Here is a 20,424-nt window from a genome sequence, read left to right as displayed (position 1 = left end):
ACGATCATTTTGGACGACGCTACATCATGAAATTAGACGGACGCTCATTATGCAGATAGGCGGCACATTCCCTGGCACTACAGCGCAGGCAGGGGCAGTCCACAAACCCTTGGAACAACGATCGCCCAGCGCTCGCATTTCTGCAGAGACCGATACTGTTCCTCGCTGTCCTCCAGGAACCGAACTACCACACCCGCAACCTCGCATCGCTCAACCTCAAGATCCAGCTTAAAAGACTGAGAAGTCCGCCCGACAACTCGCCCCTGACCATCCCATATCAGGTAGCGGTCGCCCTGTTTTTCAAGCTTCAGCTCCGCTCCCGGCTCCAAGCACCTCAGTGCCTCATGGATGGGGTCTGTTGCAGAGCTACGTCCGGCAAAGCCGATATCGATGTCTTTCAGACTGAGCTGCAGGTAACGCCGCTCCAAGGCTGCACTGTAATCGCCGGTAAAGGTCTGCTGCGCGATGTCAGCCGACAGACTCCCACTGAAAGGATTCGCTGCACTGAACTCACACAGCGTCAGCGTCTGCTCTGCGCGCGTCATACCCACGTAGTACAACCGGCGTTCATCGTTAAGCCCCTCAGTCTGAACATTCCAGCCACCATCAAGCAGAACGACATGCCTGAACTCTAGGCCTTTCGCTGAATGTACCGTGCCCAGATACAGGCCACTCCTGGCCTGCTGCCGCATCTCCCGAGCGTAGTCATAGAGCCAGTCCACGATTGCAGCACTGTTGAGCTGGCACTCACCCAGCTCGACCTGCAATTGGGTGAAAGCCTCCTGGAAAAAGCTACGCCAGCTCTCACTCACCCCAGCAGACACCTGCTGCCATGCCATAGCAGCCGAAAGCGCCTCGTTGACTTCTCGAAGTCGATCAACAACCGCCACGAAATCACGCTGCCGAGTGATGGGCAGCGCACTGTCTTTATCCGAGGCCAGAAAGTACGGAACTCCGGCAAGCTCGCAAAGCGCCTGGACTGGCCACAGATACTGATGGGTACGGGCAAGAATAGCGCATCCACTCCAGCTACCCTCTTCCAGTGCCAGCAGTCGCTTGAGTTCGCGTATAGCAGCCTGCGCCTGAAGGTTGCCAACAGCTCTATCGCTGGATTCAACGGCCAGTCGCGTAACCCGCCCAGATCGACCTGAATCGAGCGTCTGCCACTGACCACCGAGAGGATTCGACTGGCGCTCCCGGTTGATTCGGATGGGATAGGACGCTTTCAGGCGCCCAGGGTTGTTGCCGACCAGCTGATTTGCGGCGGCAATAATGCGTTGAGTCGAGCGATAGTTCTCGACAAGATAGCTGGTAGCGGCGGAGTAATCCTCGCGAAAGCGTTCGATGTATCGGTTGTTGGTGTCGCGCCAAGCGTAGATATTCTGATCATCGTCCCCCACCGCCAAAATGCACAAACGCCCTTCCTCACTGGACTGCCTACCTGCAAGCGCACTCACCAAACGGTATTGCAGGGCATCGATGTCTTGGTATTCATCAACCAGGATGTAGCGGTAGCCACGTAACAACTGCTCACGCAGGTCATCCTCGCCATCGGCAGTTCCCTTACCCTCCAAAAGCTCAACAGCGTCCTCCAGGACCTGTTTCAGAGCCCTTTCGTCAACAACATCCCTACGCTCAAAGCGAGTGCCCGTCAGGCGCATGGCCATACTGTGATAGGTCATGACGCTGACACCGTAGGCATCAGCTCCAACCAGACTCAAAAGACGCTTACGAATTTCATTGGCCGCATGCCGATTGAAGGTCAACGCCACAATGGCATTGGCTGGAATCCGCCGGACACGCAGCAAATAAGCGATACGGTGAACGATTACGCGAGTTTTGCCAGATCCTGGCCCTGCCAACACCAAGCGATTAACGTCGTCGTCATCGATCACAATGAGTCGCTGTTGAGTGCTTAGATCCTCAACAATGGATCTCCAGGACTCTTCACTGGTGGCATGCTTAAGCACCTCTTCGCGGCCAGCGAAATAGCGCTGCAAAAAGGCATCTTTTGAGTCCGTGAAATAGTGCAGCACCAGCTCCAGCGCACTCGCCATGGCGCCGAGTGCGACCTCGGCATACTCACGCATCACATGGACCTGGATACGCTTCTCGCTGTAATGCTCATCGAGACGCAGATAATCGTCTTTGAGGTAGCTGCCCTTCTTGTCTGCGTTTACCTCAATGGTCATTGCCCGACGCATCACCGTCATCCCGTGATTGAGCGTCAACACATCCTGCTTGTGCAGGTACAACAGCACATGCTCAATTGCTCTGTGACGTTGGTTCGGGGGGATGACCTGTGATAGCTCCAGGTCCGACTCGATCACACCGACCAACTCACCGAAGGTGGACTGCACCATCAGATCCTTGCCCTTGGAGGCCGGCGCCAGCTTTCCAATCAAGAACTGAAGCAGCTTGCTGGCAATGATTCGGCGCTTTTCACCAAAACGCTCAATCTGTGACCAGCTGTACTTACCTTGAATCTTCAGCTTGATGTAATCGTGATTGACCTGTTTGAGCTCAAAACTGCTACGCGGCTGGCTGTTGCTTTCACGATCTTGAGAGAGGCTACGCAGCAGGCGAAGCACCTGCAACGGAATGACTTCCTCCTGCTCTAGTCTGGCTTTAAGTCCCGCCGTGAGAGCGGCGAGGTTGAGATCCTGCCAAGTACCATCCTCGGCATCCGGCGCCAGTTCGCTGAGTACTTCGAACAGCGCCTCCTCTAATGCCAAGGTCTGCTCCAAGCGCTGAATGGAAGCCCCCACCACGCCGTGACGCAGCAATACGGTCAATTGTGTGTCGTTGACGAGCAACCCCAGTTCTTCCATCTGCTTTAGGGTACTAATGACTTCCTCAGACGTTAGGCTGGTGAGCGACATCAGGTTGTCTGTATTCACCCGCTCATCTGCGTCGGCTTGGTAGAGATATTTCAAAATTGCGCCAAACTCCTCACGGCGCCGCTCCGAGAGATTGGCCTTGAGCAAACGCTGCTCGGCCTCCGATTCGCTCAGGCTCAGACGTGCCGGAAAAATCTGTGTGCTGTTTTCCTCCCGTTTGAGGTATTGCCCTCGTTCCAGCCAAGCAACTGCGGTGACCACTTTGGTTTCGGCATCACTGTCAGCAGCGTCGAACGAGGTCTCGACGGTCTCATCCATGAGAATCTCGCCGGCGGTGATGACCAGCTCGCCGCCCTTACGCCTGGCATACTCGAAACGCAGCTTGCGGAGAATTTGTTGGATGTCACGGAGGCTGAGCTTAGAGCGCTCGCATAACCCAAACTGGGTCTCAATATCCTGCGAGTCATAAAGCAGCACACAGCGTGCTGCATCCTGGTCGCGCCCTGCCCTGCCTGCCTCTTGAAGGTAGTTTTCCAGCGAACCAGGAATGTCTGCGTGAACTACCAAGCGGATATCGGATTTGTCGACGCCCATGCCAAAGGCATTGGTGGCGACGATGATGCGGAGCCGCCCGGCCTTGAAGTCGTCCTGAATATCTTTCTTGTCATTGGGCTCAAGCCCGGCGTGAAAATGGCGGCACGGCCATCCTTGCCCGACCAGAAACGCTGAAAGCTCTTCAGCACCCTTGCGGCTTGCAACGAAAACAACCGCACCACCGTCCTGGCTTCCGAGGTGATCCTCAAGCAGCTGATGGGTTCTTGGCCATTTCTCGCCTCGACTGCAGGGCAGTACTTCAAAGCTAAGATTCGTTCGCTCATGGGTCCCCAGGAACTGATCAAACTCAATCCCGAGACTTTCCTTGAAATGCGCACGGATGTCAGCCAACACATCCGGCTTAGCCGTTGCAGTGAAGCAGCCAATGGGGGCCAGGGGGTGGTCGCCTGTATGCTCGCGAATGAAGCGCGAGGCGTACATGTAATCCGGGCGGAAATCATTTCCCCATTTCGACAAGCAGTGGGCCTCATCAAAAATCCAAGCTCCGATCTGGCGCTGGCGTATCGCACGCCGGAAAGCCTTGTTTCGAAACTGTTCAGGCGACACCAGCAAAATGCCGACGTCGCCCATCTGGATCTTCTCCAGCACGTCAGCACGCTCAGGCATGGTCAATAAGCCATTGAGCGTCGCGGCACACTGCACATTTCGCTCAAGAAGCCCGTCGACCTGGTCCTTCATCAGCGACTGCAAGGGAGAAATAATGATGGTCAGGCTGCCATTTCGATAAAAGCGATTCAGCGCCGGCAGCTGATAGCACAGTGATTTGCCACCACCGGTTGCCAGGATCGCGAGCACATGCCTGCCCTGCATGCCAGCAAGCACTACATCGTGTTGCAGGCTCTCACCGGGTCGTTCGTAGCGGAAATCAGCAAAGCCGAAGTAGCGCTTCAACTCATGGCGCGGATCATGGGTCGTGCAGCAGTAGCGGCAGTCTGAACGGCCGCAGGGAACGTCCCGGAGCTCAGCAATCAATCGCCCAACAGCAGAGAACTGATGCCGCACCCAAGGAGCAAGGACTGAATTGCCCCCCGACACCCTTAACCACGCAAGGGCATAGGCCAAGGGCAGATGTAAATCCTTCTGCGCAAGGTCCTCAGCCAGGAGAGCGTCCAGTCGAGTTCTACATACCTTAAGATCACGATCCAGTGATGGATCGGCTTCCGCCAATAGACTCGGAATGAGCCGCTGAAGATCCGGAATCGAAATTGCAGTCTGCCCCGTTAGCGAAGCGAAAAATGATCCCAGATCGCTCTTTATGCTTGGGGCAAGCAATGCTTGGTAGCAGAGCAGCTCAGCACGATTGGTCTCATTCAACTGCGCGAATGCATCTTGCTGATCTCTGAACAGCACCAGCGTTGAACGACAGTCTGCAAGCGGCGAGTTGAGGCTGTCCCGAATTAGTTTGTAATCCTTGACCAGCCGGTGATACGGGTTCTGCGGAAAAGCCAGCGGAGACAGCCTTAAGGTGTCGATGACTGGCAGTGAATGCAGCGCTAGCTCCGGCGCCTGCTGCTTGAGGATCGGCAAGTCATGCTCGATGACGTTATGCCCCAGAAGGAAGCCTGCCCCATCGGACAATGCATCGACTTCAGCGAGAATCTCAGGGAGATTTTTCGAGACCTTACGATCAAGCTCCACCCCCAGGTCAGGTCGCGTCGCTCCAACCTTAAAGATATGATCTGGCTGCCCGGCCTTACTTGGAGCAACTTCTAGGTCGATAACCAAACTCTTGGGTTGGGGAGGTGACGACATCCCTGATGCGATCCCTGCTACTGCAAATACCTGGTCGCATTCTAAAGGCAAAACGACAGCAACGAAAGCGTGACGCCGTACTTACAAGATCGCGGCAGTCATTGTTCCTACTTCACGTTATCGAAGAACTCATGAGATCTCGCTCGCCCGCGAAGAATCCAACGCGGGGCATGGCGCTAGCTGCGCCAGTGTTCGCGGTTGAAGCCGCTTTTATCAAACAAAAGGTAACTCACTGTTTTTCCTGAAAGAAAAAACAGGTGCGCGGGGGCAATGGCGACGAAATGTTCACTCTTCTATACATGGTCCATTTGATTTTGCAATCCAATGTGTACGGGCTTGTCCCGCGATTAGGCCCGGCCCGATATCACCGTCGCCCTTGATCGCGGATTAAGCCCCCACAGGGGCAGCACTAGCCGCTTGTTCTCTGCTCGACAGCGCAGCCCAAAGGGCTGGGTTATCTCCCACAGGTCCCCGCCGATGTGCCGCTCATGAAAGCAGGCTTACCCGCGTCCACGGGCAAGCTCTGTGGCGCCTGGCCTGCTTTGGCAATGATTACTTCCGGCGCTGATCGAGATCTACCGCAGGCTGCTCCACGCTCTGCCTGCCATCATCAGCCAGGCTGTCATCCTCCTGCCAATCACCGCCTTCCTCTTCGTTCATCAGTGGGTCGTCGTCAGGGTCGGGGATGGTCGGACGGTCGGGGTCAACTGCCGGATCGGGTGAAGGGTTCGTACCGCCTTGTGCACTCGGATCGAGGCTCATCGCTGCATACCTCTCAAGAAACTGTGTGAACCATTTTCGGGCCGTCCATCAGCGCGGTTGTGGATGCTCGGCAGAAACCGAATTGTTGGCCTCCACGTCCTGCATCTCTTCCTTGATAGGGCCCTCGTCATCCGTAGGTAGCGAGGCTTCCCCATCACCACTGCCGACCTGCTCGTCTTTGGTCGTTGCGCTGCCATTGTCCCGCTCCAGCTGCCCGTCCTGGTCCGAGCCGGGTTTGCCAGGCGGCGGGGCCCAATCGACGGGGCGATTTTTGGACCATGCCTCGTCGATACCTTGCTTGGGCTCGGATTCGGTCTGCTCAAGGCCAGAGCCATGGCCTGTGCCGGGCGGGGTTGGCGCAGGGCCTGGGGACGGTGCTTCGGGGCCGTTCTGCTCGATTGCCATGGGCGTTCTCCTCGGTTGGTGCAATGAAGGTGCGCTTGAACGTCGGACGGGAACGGCTGGCGGTAGTGCCTTGGGTGCGACCGGTGGCGCAAAAGGCTGGCGCGGCGGTTGAGTAGGCTGGCAATTCGTGGTTGCCCTGACATCAATCAGCGCTGACAGCCCCGATCTCGTCCATGAAATCCGCCAGGTACGCTTCGAGCCGGGCGTGGCGTATGGCGGCGAGGCGAGCCCCTTCAGGTGTTTTGAAGCCCGACGCAAGCCTGAGCAGCTTGGTATGAAAGTGTTCGATGGCATATCGCGCGTCCTGGTATTCCCTCCCCCGCGCCACAGGATTCGCGAAGTCATAGAGCGCCGATCCCATCCGCCCGGACACGTAGAAACATCGGGCGATACCCAGCGCACCGATAGCGTCCAGGCGATCGCTGTCTTGAAGTATCCGGGCTTCAAGGCTCAGTGGTTCGAAGCCAGCGGAATAGCTGTGGGTTTTCACCGCGTGTGCCACCTGCGCAACACGTGGCTCTGGCCAGCCCATGACAGTGAGGACGGATGCGGCCTTGTCCGCCGACAAGCTCGACGCCTGGCCACGCAACGGAGAGTTCTTCTCGACCGCGACACAGTCGTGCAGCACTGTTGCCGCGAGCAGCACTTCCAGATCGCCACCCTCTGCCCGCTGGATGCGCTGCGCGTTTACCCATACGCGATGGATGTGAGCTAGGTCGTGGGAACCATCGTGGTGGTCTGGTGGTAGATGTTTCAGCAGTTGAGCGGCGAGGTGTTGAAAAGGGGCAAAAGCTTCGCTGGTCATCGGTGGTGCGTTCCATTTCGGCTTGAATGCGCTGCAGCAAGCGCTACAAGCTGTGAAGGATAACGTGCGAGAAATCAGAAAAAGGCTCTTCCATGTAGGCCATTTCCCAAAGATACTCCCTGTGCCTGTTTTTCGTTGCACATGGTCAACGTGAATTCTAGTGTGGTGTTTTGCAAATACGACCAATAACTCGCGAGCGATTTTTGCGCTCAGGCAAGGCGTCGCGACGAGTCGTAGCCCAGCTACGGCGAGGAGCGACAACGCCGCATGAGCATGGTCGTTATTTATGAAACACCACACTAGGCAGTGTGCGGAAAGTACTGTCATAGACACTGCCGCCAGCAGGCCAACGTGACCATGGCGGCATAACTTTTCGCGAGCTTGCAATAGCGTGTCGCCAAGCGGCGATGCTCCTTCAGCTAGCCGAACAGTCGCCCGATAACACCCTCACGCCCCCAAGCACATCTCCCTCGTGCCGCGAAAAGGCCGCAAAGCGGCCTCGCGATGCATACCCCATCCCGGCCATCCAGCCTGCCCCCGAAATACCTTCACTACAAAAACGAACGTCCCAGCATCAGCCGGAGGCGCTTGAAAACCTAAGTGTTCGCCGTTCAACACCAACCAGGGCAACCAAACCGACCTACGCAACCCTACGCAGATCTCTGCCCGTAGCCTGGCCAGCCCTCATCGATGAAGAACGACGAACCAGATGGAGCCTAGAAGGCCGTTCAGCCCACCTCAATACCGATTCGAAGGAAATACCGCCTTTCGGAAACGTCCTACGCACGCAGAAGAAAAGCCGCACGCCACTTTCATGATTTCGCCTTAGCGCTATGGCCTACCACCACTGGAATTGGCTTCAAACGCCTAGCTACCCTGGGAATAAAGCATCACGCCATAGGAAATATCCTGGACCAACGTCTTGGCCATTCCGCTAAGGTAGTACACCGCTGTAAGCAATGGGAGAAAAATCTTGGGTCGTTACTTGCTGCTTGAACCGTTCAGGATAATGAGGGAGAAGGTACCCTTCGTAGAGTATGTGTGTAGAGTAGCTGGACTCTTGCTTCGCCCCAGAGTGGAAACACTGGCAGAGTTGGGGCAAGGCCAGATGAGGTATGCCTTGTATGACATACTTCTAAGCCTGTCTGTGGTGGCGCTTATCGTCGCCTACAGTTCCGCTTTCGTGGTAGGGGTGGACCTGTCCAGCGCCGCATCAGTGTTTTCGAACATCCAGGCCCTGTTCCTGGGATTTGCCTACTATGCCTATTTTTCGACGGGCTGCTTCTTTCTGCTGGTCCTTACATGCATGGCCTTTCGCAGGCCTGCAGGCCACACGTGTATTCAGGGAGCGTACCTGCTGACCTTGCATTATGCGCGCTGCTATTCCCTGTGTAAGCGGCCAGCCAACACACCTTCAGAATCCCAGCATTAAGGGCGATGGTGTCCACCTAAAAATACGTGGACACCATCGCCCTTATCGCAAGGATCACCATGCGCCAGCGCACCTCTTATCCAAAACCGTTCAAAGCCCAAGTCGTCCAGGAATGTCTTCAACCTGACGTGTCGATAGCCAGCATCGCGCTGCGCCATGGCATCAATGCCAACCTAGTGCGCAAATGGATTCCGCTCTATCGTGACCGCCAACCTGACGCGTTACCTGCATTCGTGCCGCTGACGATGAAGACTGAATCTGCGCCTGCGCAACCAACGTTGGCGCGTATCGAAATTCCGTTCAAACAACACACACTCACAGTGATCTGGCCCACTGTCGATCCCGATGGCTGCGCCCGCTTCATTCGCGGCCTCGTCAAATGATCCGTATCGATACCATCTGGCTGGCCACCGAGCCCATGGACATGCGCGCCGGCACCGAAACGGCCTTGGCCCGTGTTGTCGCGGTCTTCGGTGCGGCGAAGCCGCACTGCGCTTATCTCTTCGCCAACCGTCGCGCCAACCGGATAAAGGTGCTGGTACATGACGGCGTTGGCGTGTGGCTGGCAGCACGCCGACTCAACCAGGGTAAATTCCACTGGCCGGGTATTCGTCACGGCGCTCAAGTGGAACTGGACAGCGAGCAACTTCAGGCGCTCATCATGGGGTTACCTTGGCAGCGCATGGGGGCCAACAGCACCATCACACGGCTTTAGTGCTTGCCATTGGCATAACCGCCAATCGCCGCCAGTGCGGTGCTCTGGCACAATTGGCGGCATGACTTCCTTACCCGACCTCGACCAACTGACTCCAGCAGAGCTGCGTGCGCTGCTCGCGCAGACGCTGACATTGCAGTCTCAAGTCGAGGCGATGAGTCGCAAGATCCAAAACGACAAAATCATCATCGAGCAACTCACGCACGAGATTGCCGTTCTCAAACGCCATAAGTACGCCAAGCGCAGCGAACAAATCAGCCCAGAGCAAGGCCGTCTGCTCGATGATTTGCTCAACGTCGACCTTGAGGCCATCGAAGCTGAGCTGAACGCACTTCATCCCGACCCGGCCCCAAAAGAGCCAAGCCAGAAGCCCAAGCGCGCACCACTGCCAGCACAGCTTCCGCGTACGGTTATCCGCCATGAACCCGACAACACCCAATGCGCGTGTGGCTGCGAGCTTCAACGCATCGGTGAAGATGTCAGCGAAAAGCTCGATTACACGCCAGGTGTGTTCACGGTCGAGCAGCATGTACGTGGCAAATGGGCCTGCCGAGCTTGCGAAACCCTGATCCAGGCGCCGGTTCCGGCACAAGTCATCGACAAAGGCATCCCCACCGCAGGCCTGTTGGCCCATGTGATGGTGGCCAAGTTCGCTGACCATCTGCCGCTGTACCGGCAGGAAAAGATCTTTGGCCGCGCCGGCTTGGCCATTCCCCGTTCGACACTGGCCCGCTGGGTTGGGCAAACAGGTGTTCAGCTTCAACCATTGGTCGATGCACTGCGTGAAGCGGTGCTGGCGCAACCGGTCATCCATGCCGATGAAACACCGGTTCAGATGCTGGCACCAGGTGAAAAGAAAACCCATCGAAGTTATGTGTGGGCCTACAGCAGCACTGCTTACGCAGAGCTGAAATCCGTGGTCTACGACTTCAGCCCGAGCCGTGCCGGCGAGCATGCGCGTAACTTCCTGGACGACTGGCGCGGCAAGTTGGTGTGCGATGACTTTGCCGGCTACAAGGCCAGTTTCGAACAAGGCATCGTCGAGGTTGGCTGCATGGCCCATGCGCGCCGCAAGTTCTTTGACTTGCATGCGGCGAACAAGAGTCAGTTGGCCGAGCAGGCGCTTCTAACGATTGGTGCGCTCTACGAGGTCGAACGACAGGCCAAGGACATGAGCGAAGAAGACCGCCGACGAATACGTCAGCAGGATGCGGTTCCCATCGCTGAAAAACTGCATGACTGGATGCTGACCCAGCGCGAGCTGGTGCCAGAAGGCTCGGCCATCGCCAAGGCTCTCGATTACAGCTTGAAACGTTGGGTAGCGCTGACGCGCTACCTGGACGACGGCGCGTTGCCCATCGATAACAACCACGTCGAGAACCAAATACGACCGTGGGCACTTGGACGTGCCAATTGGTTGTTTGCTGGATCACTGCGCAGTGGCAAACGCGCGGCTGCGATCATGAGCTTGATCCAGTCGGCGCGTATGAATGGACATGATCCGTATGCCTACCTCAAGGACGTGCTGACACGACTGCCTACTCAACGGGCGAGCGAGATCGAGGCCTTGTTGCCGCATCAGTGGACGCCTGCTTAACGAGCGCAAGGTGTGTTCGCGGCTCGCTTACTTCCCTGTTACTGTTGCTGATAGTTCCCCTGCTGCTTTTCCTGGTCGATCGGTTGCTACAAAGAATGCTCACGATAGACGAATACTTCCGAGCCGAACCTATCCATGCGCTTTATTTCATAGTGCCGCCTCTGGCGTTGTACCTGCACTGTTGCCTCTTACCGATGAAGCGATTCTGGGCGCCCAGCAAGAACGGCTTCGTTTCTTTCGTGGCTGTCTTGCTTGTCACACAACTGGCTTTTACGTTCAATGTTTGGCAGCCATCCATGATCAAGCTGGAGTTGCAATGGGAGACTGTCTGTGCCCGAATGATGGCTTCGGACAAGGTGGCCGGCCTTTCCGTGGAGCAACGGCAGACGTTCGAACGCTCATGTCTGGCCAAAGAGCTGTGAGGCTGCATAGACGTCAGCAGTCGAGGCATTCTTGCGTAGGGTATGCCGTGCACACCAGGGAACGCGGCATCGTTCAGGTGCTGTCTATTTCGTACTTGGTTGCTTATGAAGCTCTAAACGCTGTGCATCCCTAGGTTCTGTATGAAAACCTTTGAAACGCCATCAGAGCCGCTGAAAGCCTGATTTTTCGTAGAGTTCTCGCCATGGTGCAAGGGGTCGAGTGTTCGAATCACTCCGTCCCGACCATATACCTCAATGACTTAGGCCATTTCCGAAAGGAGTGGCCTTTTTCATTTGCGTGACTTTTGCGTGACTTCTCCCATTTTCACGCCTGCCTCCTCTTCAAAATCGCCAGCACCGGTCCACGCTAATCGGCTGGCGAAGCCTTGTTTGCCGCCTTGGTCAGTTGATCAAGCTCCGCATCGGAGTCGAGACTAGACTAACGTTCTGATAGTTGGGTGTGGCGAGGTGAGCTATGCGCTACTCGAAAATCAAACCGTTTCTATGGTGGGCTGGTGCCCTTCAATTTTTCGCAATCCTGGCGGCCGTTGAGCATAGAGCATGGGATGTTGTGTTCATATGCCTGATGGTGATTGCGGTGGGTGTATGGTTTGCTAGGCTCTGTCTGAAAAATACCGTCGCATACACCGCATGACACAGGCCAGCGAGACCATTGCGGCATAACTTTTTGCGAGCTTGTCGAAGCGCGTGACGATTCGGCGGTTCTCTTTTAGCCAGCCGAACATGCGCTCGATGATGCTGCGCTGTCGATATTTGGGGCGATCAAACAGCCTCGGCAAGCCGGGCTTGGGCTTGCGCTTCATTGAGCGCAGCGGTATGACCGGCTGCATCCGATATCGGTCGCAGTAATGGCGCAAGGCCTCGGCGTCGTAGCCCTTGTCGGCAAGCAGCCATTTGCAGCGCTGCGCGGACGACCTCGTTGGCTTGATGGAATGCTGACGTCGTCCAGCAGTGGCTGGGCGTAGCTAATGTCACTGGCTTGGCCACCAGAGAGAAGGAAGCGCAACGGTATCCCGTTGGCGTCGCATAGCATATGGATTTGGTTGTCAGACCGCCGCGACTGCGGCCTATAGCGTGATCGGCAGGCTCGTCAGGCCCCCTTTTTTTCGCGCTCCAGATGAAGCACGGGTTGCTCGAACAGCAGTGGAGTCGATCATCCAGGTGTGGGGTCGATCAAGCCTTTGTCATTGAGTTTGAGGTGCAATCGTCTTAGCATCTGATCGAATATTCCGCTGTTTCGCCAGACTCGGAAGCGGTGATAGACCGTAGCCCAAGACCCGAAGCGCTCAGGCATATCTCGCCAGGCTGCTCCAGAGCAGAGAACCCAGAGCACACCATCGAGCATCAAGCGATCACTATTGCGGGGCCTGCCCCTGACGTGCGCTGCTGTAAACAGATCAGCGACCACTGCCCACGCTTCGTCCGAGAGTTCATAACGCTTTGCCATCACAGAATTCCTTTCCGTAGATGGTCGGTGACTGTACAAAACCAAGGCCGTTCCGGCGCCACATTTTCAGTTTCTTGGCATTTCAGACAGAGCCTAGGGAGAGATTCGGAATGTGAGGAAGTCATAGGCACATAGCAGGTTGTTAGACGCCAGATCAGGACAAGCTCAAACCAAGCTTGTCTTGGAGCATCTGCTTGCAATACGCCTTCCCAAGCTCAACCAGGAAGCCCAGGCCCGCGACACCAGCCGTCTCCGCCCCTTCCTTTGTTCTGCGCCAGATCTCTGGATCTCGAACCGAGTCAAGGAACTCATGGCCCTTGTAGGTCAGCCGTCTTGGCTGCCATTCAAAATGGCCAATAGATCCGAGATCGATACCTGAAACCAAACCAGCTTCGTCGAGCAGCATGACGTGATAGGATACCTCTTCGCTTGAGCGCCCCTCGATACTCAGCTCCATCCATCCTTGCGGGTCATCGTGGGCCTCGACGGCAAGGAGAATGTCCCGTACAAGCTCTTTGTCCAACCTCATTATTCCCTCCACCTGTCCATACACATAGACCCCATTCTATAACTTATAGAATGGGGTCTATGTGTATACACGGTCAGCCCTACGACAACCACTGGAGCCCGACGTGCCCGAACCCACCCTCTCCTTCAAATGCCTCGGCCACACTGAACGCGTCGACGGCACGATCGCAAACTACTCAATTGAGGTGACCAGCTCGAGTAATGGTCGAGTTGAGGTACTGGAGGTAGAGCCCAATCACCTCATCTCGGCCCGAAGCATGAAAAGATTTCTCTTAAACCGATGCATGTTCTACTCGACCACTCAGAAGAAGCACACCGAGACCATAGCTGCGATGTTCGTTGCGCAGGACGCTGAAGCAGAGCGAGAAGAGAACAGCCTCGACTAAGCCATCTCGTGGCGCGGCGACAGCTAGGCGCAGACCGGAGTTAGACGCAAAAAGCCCAGCGCGGGGCTGGCTAACCGATCACAGCTCTTGGGGAGACCAGTTGAACTTGTAGTTCAACGGAGGTAGTTCGTAGTGCTCTGCCAGATACAGGCCCAGCATCTCGCCTTCCTTCGCGTATGCCGCTGCTTTATCGGCGGTGGGATACCAGCTCACCCAAAGCGTGTCCAGTGGGAACATCTTTTCGAACGACGCGAAGCTGAACCGCCATCCTGCCATGTGGCCGGTAGCACCTTTCGTACGCGCGCATCGAATAAATGCCGCAAGACGGCGCTTGAGGTTATCCGACTCTCCGACAGTCAAAATACCGTTATCGTCAATGCCCACCGCTCGCGCGATAGAACGGTCTGCACAAATGATGTACACGCCAGGCACTGCCGGTGCGCTTCGATAATGATCTACGAGCTTCAGCCACTCGGGCTCCCAGCCATCCCAATTTTTGACTTTCATCGAACGCCTCCACTGCTTAGAGGCAAAACGATATCACAAGCACCAACCGCGCGGTGTCAGATACAAAAAGCCCAGCGCGGGGCTGGGCTTACAGTTTCAAAGCTTCGGCTCTCTTCGCGCCCGAATGACCATCATCGCATCTGCGGTTGCCGCCGCATGCTCAAGAGCCTCAGTCAGAGCACTGGATGAGGTGTTTTTCAGAGCGCCTGGGGCAACTGAGGTGCTCAGTGCGGCTGCGAAATAACGGTCCCAAGCTTCAAGCTCACTGTTGGATTTGAATCGCGTAGCCATAAAAACCTCATCGATGCATGGAGGCAACACGCTATCACCGTTTGAGCGCCTTAGACAACAGGCCTTCACGCTGCCCTGGCCAGGCATCCAGCGTGGATGAAATGCCAATACCATGGAATAGCAGCTGCGTAGTAGCGTTACGCCAAAAAACCAATGGCCACCAACAAGGACGAGGCAATGCGCCCTAGAGCAGTAATTGACGAGAACGCGGTCCAAATCAAGTTCCTTAATAAGGATGGATCGCTATCAGAAGCCCCTAAAGAACTAGATGTAATCCCCGTCATCGAAATAGAGGTTGAGCAACATACAAGTGGTGGAATCAGAGCTTCTAAAGCCCTAGCCCTTATGGACACTGGAGCTGATCACCGGGCTATCGACAAGTATTTCGCTGAGAATTTAGGCTTTGAATCTAGTGGCATCACAACCAGTTCTGGCATAGGCGGATTTGCAAAAGACATTAACTACTACAACCTTAACTACAGAGTAAAAACCAATGGAGACACCAAGTATCTTAATGGCAACTTTGCGGCGCCCTCTTTGACCGACACGGGACGCAAATATCAGGTCCTACTTGGCATGTCGTTCATGCAGAAGGGTCGACTAATCATGGACTCAAAGACACATGAGTACCTATTCGAATTCAATGATTAACCTATCCTCTGCGCAAGCGCAGAATCCATAACGGATGAGTTTAAATCCCTACTACTGCATTCATGCTCCACTTGCTCCGAAAGTAAACCGCGCTTGTGCTCCTCGTCGCCGCATCGACTTGCTTGGACAGAGTATCTCGTCTTATCCAAGACATAGGCAGCGGCGAGCGAGAGCGTGTAGCAGTTCTGCATGTTTCTCTCCGCGATCTCTATGCGTCACTTCGCGTCCCGATGACGCAATACAAGGCGCGTCCGGTCGAGCCAGGGCCCGCCGAATACGATGATTTCTGATGGCCTACCGTACAGGTGGTGCAGCAGGAACGGGCCAGGGCCGAACACCTGGGACTGCTCACCAGGCAGCCGGGCGTCACTACCCAGGAAGATGCCGGCATGTTCGGGGTGCATAGTGCGTCCCACGGCCATGACGATCATGTCGCCGCGCTCCGGCTGGCTGACCTGGTAGAAGCCAGCGGCCTCATAGGCCTGCTCGTACAGGCTCAGGCCATCGGCCTTCTCCCACCACCCGTCCTCCCGGGCATAGGCCGGGAACTCAAGCCCCCACTCGCGCTGGTATGCCCAGTCGATAGGTCACTCCCGGCTACATCGGTGGGAGGTCAGTAAACCGATGAACAAAACCGCACTTGCCTCTACCGGCGACCGGCGAATCACCGGCGCCAAGGCTACATTGCAGGGCTACATGCTCATTCCGGCTGGGCGCCAGTATACGAAATGCGAGGTCGTCGGAACCCGCACTACCGCCAAGGGCAAAGAGATCAAGGCCAAGGCAACCATCAACGTGCTTGGCAACTACTGCATGTTCTGCGGCGAAAAGCACCCGGAGGCAGCATGAGCAAAAACACAGGCGGACCAGCGTTCCCGGTTTCGTATGACCACGACACATTCCAGCCATCTCATGTCGACGAGGCCAAGCGTCTCATGTCAGGCATGACCCTCCGCTACTACTTCGCGGCCCACGCACCTTGCGTACCAGATGACTTTGGCTGGGCGTTCGGCGAAACCGATCTTGTCCAGCGCATGACGCGCTGGCGTTACGCCTACGCCGAGTCAATGCTCGCCGCCCGGGTGAAGCCATGAGCGGAATGAGCGTTTCCGGCCAGATCATGATTCAAGAACTTGAAGCCGGCGGATTCTCGGCACAGGTCTACCCGACACGCCTTGATGCGGCCATTCAGCTGCTGCGCGTGATGATTCGCCGCGCAGCTGACGAGCAGCAGGCAATGGACCAAATCGAAAAGGCCGTAGCCGAGATCATCAGCGAGGAGCGGCACGATTTGGATATGGAAATGGCAACAGAGCGCCGCCGCCGTGGAGAAGAGCCATGAGCTCACCTATCGATGTAAAGCAGAACCTTGACGGATCGCCGAGATAGCCGGGGAGTATGCCAGCAAGGGCTCACAGATCTACATTGAGGGCAAGCTGCAGACCCGCGAGTGGGAGAAGGACGGCATTAAGCGCTACTCCACCGAAGTCATCGTCGACATGCAGGGCCCCTTGCAGCTCCTGGGTGGGCGCCCGCAAGGTCAGCACGATGGGCAGCAACATCGCCAGCAGCGCCCTGCCCCGCAGCCAAGCCAACAAGGCGTGCCGCCTGACGCATTCGACGACGATATACCGTTCGCGCCGCTCCACCACATCGCGGGGGCGTGACCGTGCACCGCCGAGAGTCGATGAACCCACTGACCGTCATCAAGTATGCCGCGATGATGGCCGCCTGCAGTAAGCAGCCCTGGGCAGTCTACATGCAGAACGGCAAGAAGCTGGTGGCCAATCCCTACCGCGGCAGAAAGACAGATTTGGTGGAGATATGCCGGCCAAGAAACGCATCAACGCCCGCGCCCGGCACGGCCGTCGCCAGCAACACATCAATCTGCCGCCCAGCGGCTTGGGAGGTATCGGCGATGGCCGAACAGAAGACGGGAGCCGCCAAGCATTCGGCGAACTACCGCGACAGGAAGAAGGCAGAAGCCCAGCGCCTGGGCATCGAGAAGATGTTCTTCAACATGCCTGCTGGGATCAAGAAGGCCATAGCTGCAGAGATCGAGGCGCATGGTTACGAGCAGGTGCAAGAACTCTGGCAGGACCTGGCCCTTTCATGGATCGCGCAGGATCCTGAAGAGCGGGCGCGCAGGCTTGAACGGCCTGGCGCGCCAGCTTTTTACATCTCGCCGAAACTAGCGCGCCAGTTCGAAGTGGCTACCATGACTGAATTGAAGCGAAACCCAGGCGACGAAATCGTCAACCCTTAAGAGGCTGCCACTCTGGGTGATTGGCCTGGATCACCTCCACGGCTTTCTCGTAGAAACTCTGGCTTCCCGCCTCCTCCAGCGGAATCTTTTTCTCTCCATCGGTGACTTGAAGACCCGAGTTCATGTTGCTCCATTCGTGAACCCAATAGGCCTTGCCAGTGGCCTTGTCATACTCAGCGTAATACCACGATTCATTGCGGCCGCCGACACCGTGCGTGCCCACCTGGTAGCGCATGTTTTGCTCCTTGTGTCCGGCTCCATGCCGGTCACCCGTAATACCCCATCCCAAACCAAATTGCCACCATGCCGCATCCGGCCACGGAGGGCGGCGCGCGTATGGAGAAAGCCATGACCCAGTTCTACCTGCAGGACAGCCGCCCACACGCCTACGTCGGCGACGGTCTGTCATTTTGGGGTCTCGGTGGCTCAGGGTATGTCACCGACCTGGCAAAGGCCCAGCTGTTCACACGGGACGAAGCCCTGGATCATCGCGAAACCGACATCCCATGGCCGAAGAGCTACATCGACGCCAGGGCGCGGATCGGCGTCGATTGCCAGTATGTCGAGATCCGCGAGGCGCTGGACCAGCACCCCGAAGCTGCTGAGTTCTACATGCAGAAGCCGAAGGCCTGGAACGGCAACAACTTGATCTGGCTGAAGGCCGACGGTGGCTTCACGAGTGACCTCAGCAAGGCGGTACGCGTCGCCCGGGCAGACACCATCAACATGATCGGACGTTGCGGCCAAACCGGTGGCATCGCCTGGCCCTGCGCCTACATCGACGCGCACAGTCGCCGCCTGGTCGAGCGCGACGACGTCGATATCAAGGAGGCCCTGCGCGGCACCAGCATCGTGCTACCCAAGCAACAGAAGCCGCGGATGATGATGTTTAACTGTGCCGGCTGCGGCCGGTTCGTCAGCGATCGCCAGCGCTTCGAACACAACTGCCGTAACTGCGGGCAGGACAACCGTCCATAGCCGCCTGACCCTCCTGCGCTGCCCGCCAGCACATCAATTATTTTCGTACAGCCCAGGCGGCCAAGCGCTCATGAACCAGATGATTCCGGGGATCAACACGTAGACCCAATACTGACCTGGATAGACACAAATACCGACACCCCATATCACGAGCAAGGTTAACCCCGCTCGCCGCTTACGCTTCGGCGTGAACCACTCCTTAAACGCCTTATGCCTCTCCCGCAATCCCATTCCACTCTCCTTGTTTGGCAAGCGGCGAAGCATATCACCACGAACACTTCACGGCGCTGCCCGCCAGCGCCAAAAAAACAGACTCAATCAAGTGGCTCTACAGGCCAGTCGTAGTAGGAGTAGAGGTGCACCCGGCAGTCATCAGATTTTTTCTCTTTCTGCTTAACGAAAAGACGAAACTTTGAACCAACAGGGTTTGATTTCCTGAAGTCCTTGGCACATTCAACCACCATAGAAGGCGGGTACTTTTGCCCCGGTAGGGGTCGAACTCTGTTCTCGCCTCGCCGAGGATCGAAGAAGATCTCAATATCCAATGATTCATAGTTGCTCACGGATATTTCCCTCCGAAATCTGTCGGTCTCCCCCCTTGAATTGATACCCCACTTCAACCAATCACGCCACCCAGGCGAGGATCGCCCATGTCTGCATTTCAGAAAAAGAACCATCTCGACTTCAAAACCCAGTACGGCCTTGGCTTCGAACCTCAGGACGATGAGATCGTAGTCGACTTTTTCTGCGGTGGCGGCGGTGCCGGTACCGGTCTGGAGATGGGCCTGGGTCGGCCGGTGACAGTGGCCAAGAACCACAGTCCAGCGGCCATCAGCATGCATACCGCCAACCACTCGGCGGCTCGCCACTTCACCACCGACGTTTTCGAGGGCGACCCGGACGAAGAATGCCAGGGCCGCGCCGTGGGCTGGTTCCACATGAGCCCCGACTGCACCCACCACAGCCAGGCCGCCGGCGGCCAGCCGCGAAAACGCGAGATCCGCAACCTGTCGTGGATTGGCCTGAAGTGGGCCGGCAAGAAGAAGCCGCGTGTGATCAGCCTGGAGAACGTGAAACAGATCCTGCAGTGGGGGCAGCTGATCGCCAAGCGCGACAAGGCCACCGGCCGGGTGATGAAGCTGGACGGCACAGTAGCTGCCATCGGCGAGCACGTGCCGGTGCAGCAGCAGTTCCTGGTTCCCGATCCAAAACGCCGCGGCATTACCTGGCGGCGGTTCGTGCAGTTGCTCGAAGGCATGGGCTACCAGGTGGAATGGCGAATCATCAAGGCCTGCGACTTTGGCGCGCCGACCAGCCGGGAACGTCTGTTCATGATCGCCCGTTGCGACGGCCAGCCAATCGTGTGGCCCGAGCCGACCCACGCAAAGAACCCAGCCAAGGGTCAGCAGAAGTGGCGCACCGCTGCTGACTGCATCAGCAAGAGCATCTTCGGGCGCAAGAAGGAGCTTGCAGCCGCAACTCTGCGCCGGGTGGCCAAGGGCATGAAGAAGTTCGTGCTGGACAACCCGCAGCCCTTCATCGTGCCGATCGCGAATTGGTCGGGCGAGCTCGCCCAGTCTGCCGACGAGCCGCTACGTACCGTTACCTCTTGGCCGCGCGGTGGATCCTTCGCCATGGCCAGTCCAACCCTAGTCCAAACCAGTTACGGTGAGCGCGAAGGCCAACAGCCTCGTGTGCCTGGCCTGGATCAGCCATTAGGTACCGTCGTCGCCGGCGGGGTGAAGCACGCGCTGGCAGTGGCCCACCTGGTCAAGTTCAGGTTCAACAGCGAGGGATCACCCGTCACCGAACCGGTACCGACCATCACCAGCGGCGGCAACTACAAGCGGCCGGCGGGTGCTGCCCATGCCATGGGCATGTGCACAGCCTTCATCGAGCAGGCCAACGGCGGGTTCAACACCACCACGGCCCGCGGCATGAACGACTACATCCAGGCCATGGCAATTGCGAAAGAAGGCGCTCAGGGACGACAATCACCTGGCA

General features: G+C 57.0%; 19 protein-coding genes and 5 pseudogenes. 13 read left to right on the top strand and 11 right to left on the bottom strand.

The annotated features are described in order from the left end of the window. Positions 1-77: 77 nt before the first annotated feature. The 5 genes and pseudogenes from K8374_RS10095 to K8374_RS10075 form a co-directional block, all read right to left on the bottom strand. On the bottom strand, positions 78-5,207 hold the full coding sequence (locus K8374_RS10095; protein WP_224458898.1) for a RecQ family ATP-dependent DNA helicase: 5,130 nt from the start codon (positions 5,205-5,207) through the stop codon (positions 78-80). Positions 5,208-5,759: 552 nt separating this feature from the next. After that, a complete protein-coding gene (locus K8374_RS10090; RefSeq protein WP_224458897.1) occupies positions 5,760-5,969 on the bottom strand; it encodes a hypothetical protein in 210 nt (69 codons plus the stop codon). Between the two features lie 48 nt (positions 5,970-6,017). Continuing rightward, complete coding sequence (locus K8374_RS10085; RefSeq protein ID WP_224458896.1) at positions 6,018-6,374, bottom strand: hypothetical protein; 357 nt, start codon at positions 6,372-6,374, stop codon at positions 6,018-6,020. Between the two features lie 142 nt (positions 6,375-6,516). After that, positions 6,517-7,179 (bottom strand): HD domain-containing protein, encoded by a 663-nt coding sequence (locus tag K8374_RS10080; RefSeq protein WP_224458895.1) that lies wholly within the window; start codon positions 7,177-7,179, stop codon positions 6,517-6,519. A 323-nt stretch (positions 7,180-7,502) separates the two neighbouring features. Further along, positions 7,503-7,619, bottom strand: a pseudogene (locus K8374_RS10075) (IS5/IS1182 family transposase); the annotation flags it as partial. Between the two features lie 1,051 nt (positions 7,620-8,670). Here K8374_RS10075 and tnpA point away from each other — a divergent pair. The 4 genes from tnpA to K8374_RS10055 all read left to right on the top strand — a co-directional run bounded on the left by tnpA (position 8,671) and on the right by K8374_RS10055 (position 11,345). Further along, positions 8,671-8,994, top strand: a complete 324-nt coding sequence (tnpA, locus tag K8374_RS10070; RefSeq protein WP_224457469.1) for an IS66-like element accessory protein TnpA — start codon at positions 8,671-8,673, stop codon at positions 8,992-8,994. Continuing rightward, on the top strand, positions 8,991-9,326 hold the full coding sequence (gene tnpB / locus K8374_RS10065; RefSeq protein ID WP_224457468.1) for an IS66 family insertion sequence element accessory protein TnpB: 336 nt from the start codon (positions 8,991-8,993) through the stop codon (positions 9,324-9,326). The genes tnpA and tnpB overlap by 4 nt, the downstream gene beginning before the upstream one ends. Before the next feature lie 61 nt (positions 9,327-9,387). Further along, entirely contained in the window at positions 9,388-10,923 is a 1,536-nt protein-coding gene (gene tnpC / locus K8374_RS10060; protein ID WP_224458894.1) for an IS66 family transposase, read from the top strand. Between the two features lie 95 nt (positions 10,924-11,018). Further along, complete coding sequence (locus K8374_RS10055) at positions 11,019-11,345, top strand: hypothetical protein (RefSeq protein ID WP_224458893.1); 327 nt, start codon at positions 11,019-11,021, stop codon at positions 11,343-11,345. Positions 11,346-11,959: 614 nt separating this feature from the next. On the opposite strand, the pseudogene K8374_RS10050 reads toward K8374_RS10055, so the two are convergent. Both K8374_RS10050 and K8374_RS10045 read right to left on the bottom strand, forming a co-directional pair. Then, positions 11,960-12,813, bottom strand: a pseudogene (locus tag K8374_RS10050) (IS5 family transposase). A 154-nt stretch (positions 12,814-12,967) separates the two neighbouring features. Beyond that, complete coding sequence (locus tag K8374_RS10045; protein ID WP_224458892.1) at positions 12,968-13,342, bottom strand: DUF2513 domain-containing protein; 375 nt, start codon at positions 13,340-13,342, stop codon at positions 12,968-12,970. 103 nt (positions 13,343-13,445) lie between these two features. On the opposite strand from K8374_RS10045, the gene K8374_RS10040 reads away from it, so the two are divergent. Next, a complete protein-coding gene (locus K8374_RS10040; RefSeq protein ID WP_224458891.1) occupies positions 13,446-13,727 on the top strand; it encodes a hypothetical protein in 282 nt (93 codons plus the stop codon). A 78-nt stretch (positions 13,728-13,805) separates the two neighbouring features. Here K8374_RS10040 and K8374_RS10035 read toward each other — a convergent pair whose 3' ends face one another. After that, complete coding sequence (locus tag K8374_RS10035; RefSeq protein WP_224458890.1) at positions 13,806-14,234, bottom strand: GIY-YIG nuclease family protein; 429 nt, start codon at positions 14,232-14,234, stop codon at positions 13,806-13,808. A 444-nt stretch (positions 14,235-14,678) separates the two neighbouring features. On the opposite strand from K8374_RS10035, the gene K8374_RS10030 reads away from it, so the two are divergent. Further along, positions 14,679-15,176, top strand: coding sequence for a hypothetical protein (locus tag K8374_RS10030; RefSeq protein WP_224458889.1), 498 nt, complete (start codon positions 14,679-14,681; stop codon positions 15,174-15,176). A gap of 215 nt (positions 15,177-15,391) precedes the next feature. Here the strand turns inward: K8374_RS10030 and K8374_RS10025 are convergent. Beyond that, positions 15,392-15,748: pseudogene (locus K8374_RS10025) on the bottom strand (phage tail protein); the annotation flags it as partial. Between the two features lie 52 nt (positions 15,749-15,800). Here K8374_RS10025 and K8374_RS10020 point away from each other — a divergent pair. The 5 genes and pseudogenes from K8374_RS10020 (at position 15,801) to K8374_RS10000 (ending at position 17,442) form a co-directional block, all read left to right on the top strand. Next, positions 15,801-16,025, top strand: a complete 225-nt coding sequence (locus tag K8374_RS10020) for a hypothetical protein (RefSeq protein WP_224458888.1) — start codon at positions 15,801-15,803, stop codon at positions 16,023-16,025. Further along, positions 16,022-16,270 (top strand): hypothetical protein, encoded by a 249-nt coding sequence (locus K8374_RS10015; RefSeq protein ID WP_224458887.1) that lies wholly within the window; start codon positions 16,022-16,024, stop codon positions 16,268-16,270. The genes K8374_RS10020 and K8374_RS10015 overlap by 4 nt, the downstream gene beginning before the upstream one ends. Then, positions 16,267-16,518, top strand: a complete 252-nt coding sequence (locus tag K8374_RS10010) for a hypothetical protein (protein WP_224458886.1) — start codon at positions 16,267-16,269, stop codon at positions 16,516-16,518. The genes K8374_RS10015 and K8374_RS10010 overlap by 4 nt, the downstream gene beginning before the upstream one ends. A gap of 31 nt (positions 16,519-16,549) precedes the next feature. Beyond that, a pseudogene (gene ssb, locus K8374_RS10005) lies at positions 16,550-16,843 on the top strand (single-stranded DNA-binding protein); the annotation flags it as partial. Between the two features lie 20 nt (positions 16,844-16,863). After that, positions 16,864-17,442 carry a hypothetical protein gene (locus K8374_RS10000; protein ID WP_224458885.1) on the top strand — a complete coding sequence of 193 codons (579 nt, stop codon included), beginning with the start codon at positions 16,864-16,866 and terminating at the stop codon, positions 17,440-17,442. Here the strand turns inward: K8374_RS10000 and K8374_RS09995 are convergent. Next, a complete protein-coding gene (locus K8374_RS09995) occupies positions 17,432-17,677 on the bottom strand; it encodes a hypothetical protein (protein WP_224458884.1) in 246 nt (81 codons plus the stop codon). The genes K8374_RS10000 and K8374_RS09995 overlap by 11 nt on opposite strands. A gap of 113 nt (positions 17,678-17,790) precedes the next feature. Here K8374_RS09995 and K8374_RS09990 point away from each other — a divergent pair, with 113 nt between their 5' ends. After that, entirely contained in the window at positions 17,791-18,420 is a 630-nt protein-coding gene (locus K8374_RS09990; RefSeq protein WP_224458883.1) for a hypothetical protein, read from the top strand. Positions 18,421-18,734: 314 nt separating this feature from the next. Here the strand turns inward: K8374_RS09990 and K8374_RS09985 are convergent, their stop codons facing one another. Beyond that, entirely contained in the window at positions 18,735-18,983 is a 249-nt protein-coding gene (locus tag K8374_RS09985; RefSeq protein WP_224458882.1) for a hypothetical protein, read from the bottom strand. 87 nt (positions 18,984-19,070) lie between these two features. Between K8374_RS09985 and K8374_RS09980 the strand changes: the two are divergent. Next, positions 19,071-20,411: pseudogene (locus K8374_RS09980) on the top strand (DNA cytosine methyltransferase); the annotation flags it as partial. Between the last annotated feature and the right edge of the window lie 13 nt (positions 20,412-20,424).

The sequence above is a fragment of the Pseudomonas sp. p1(2021b) genome, from assembly GCF_020151015.1.
Classification (GTDB): Bacteria; Pseudomonadota; Gammaproteobacteria; order Pseudomonadales; family Pseudomonadaceae; genus Aquipseudomonas; species Aquipseudomonas putida_K.
The sequence above is the reverse complement of the archived record's forward strand: the minus strand, read 5'-3'. Positions and strand labels throughout refer to the sequence as shown.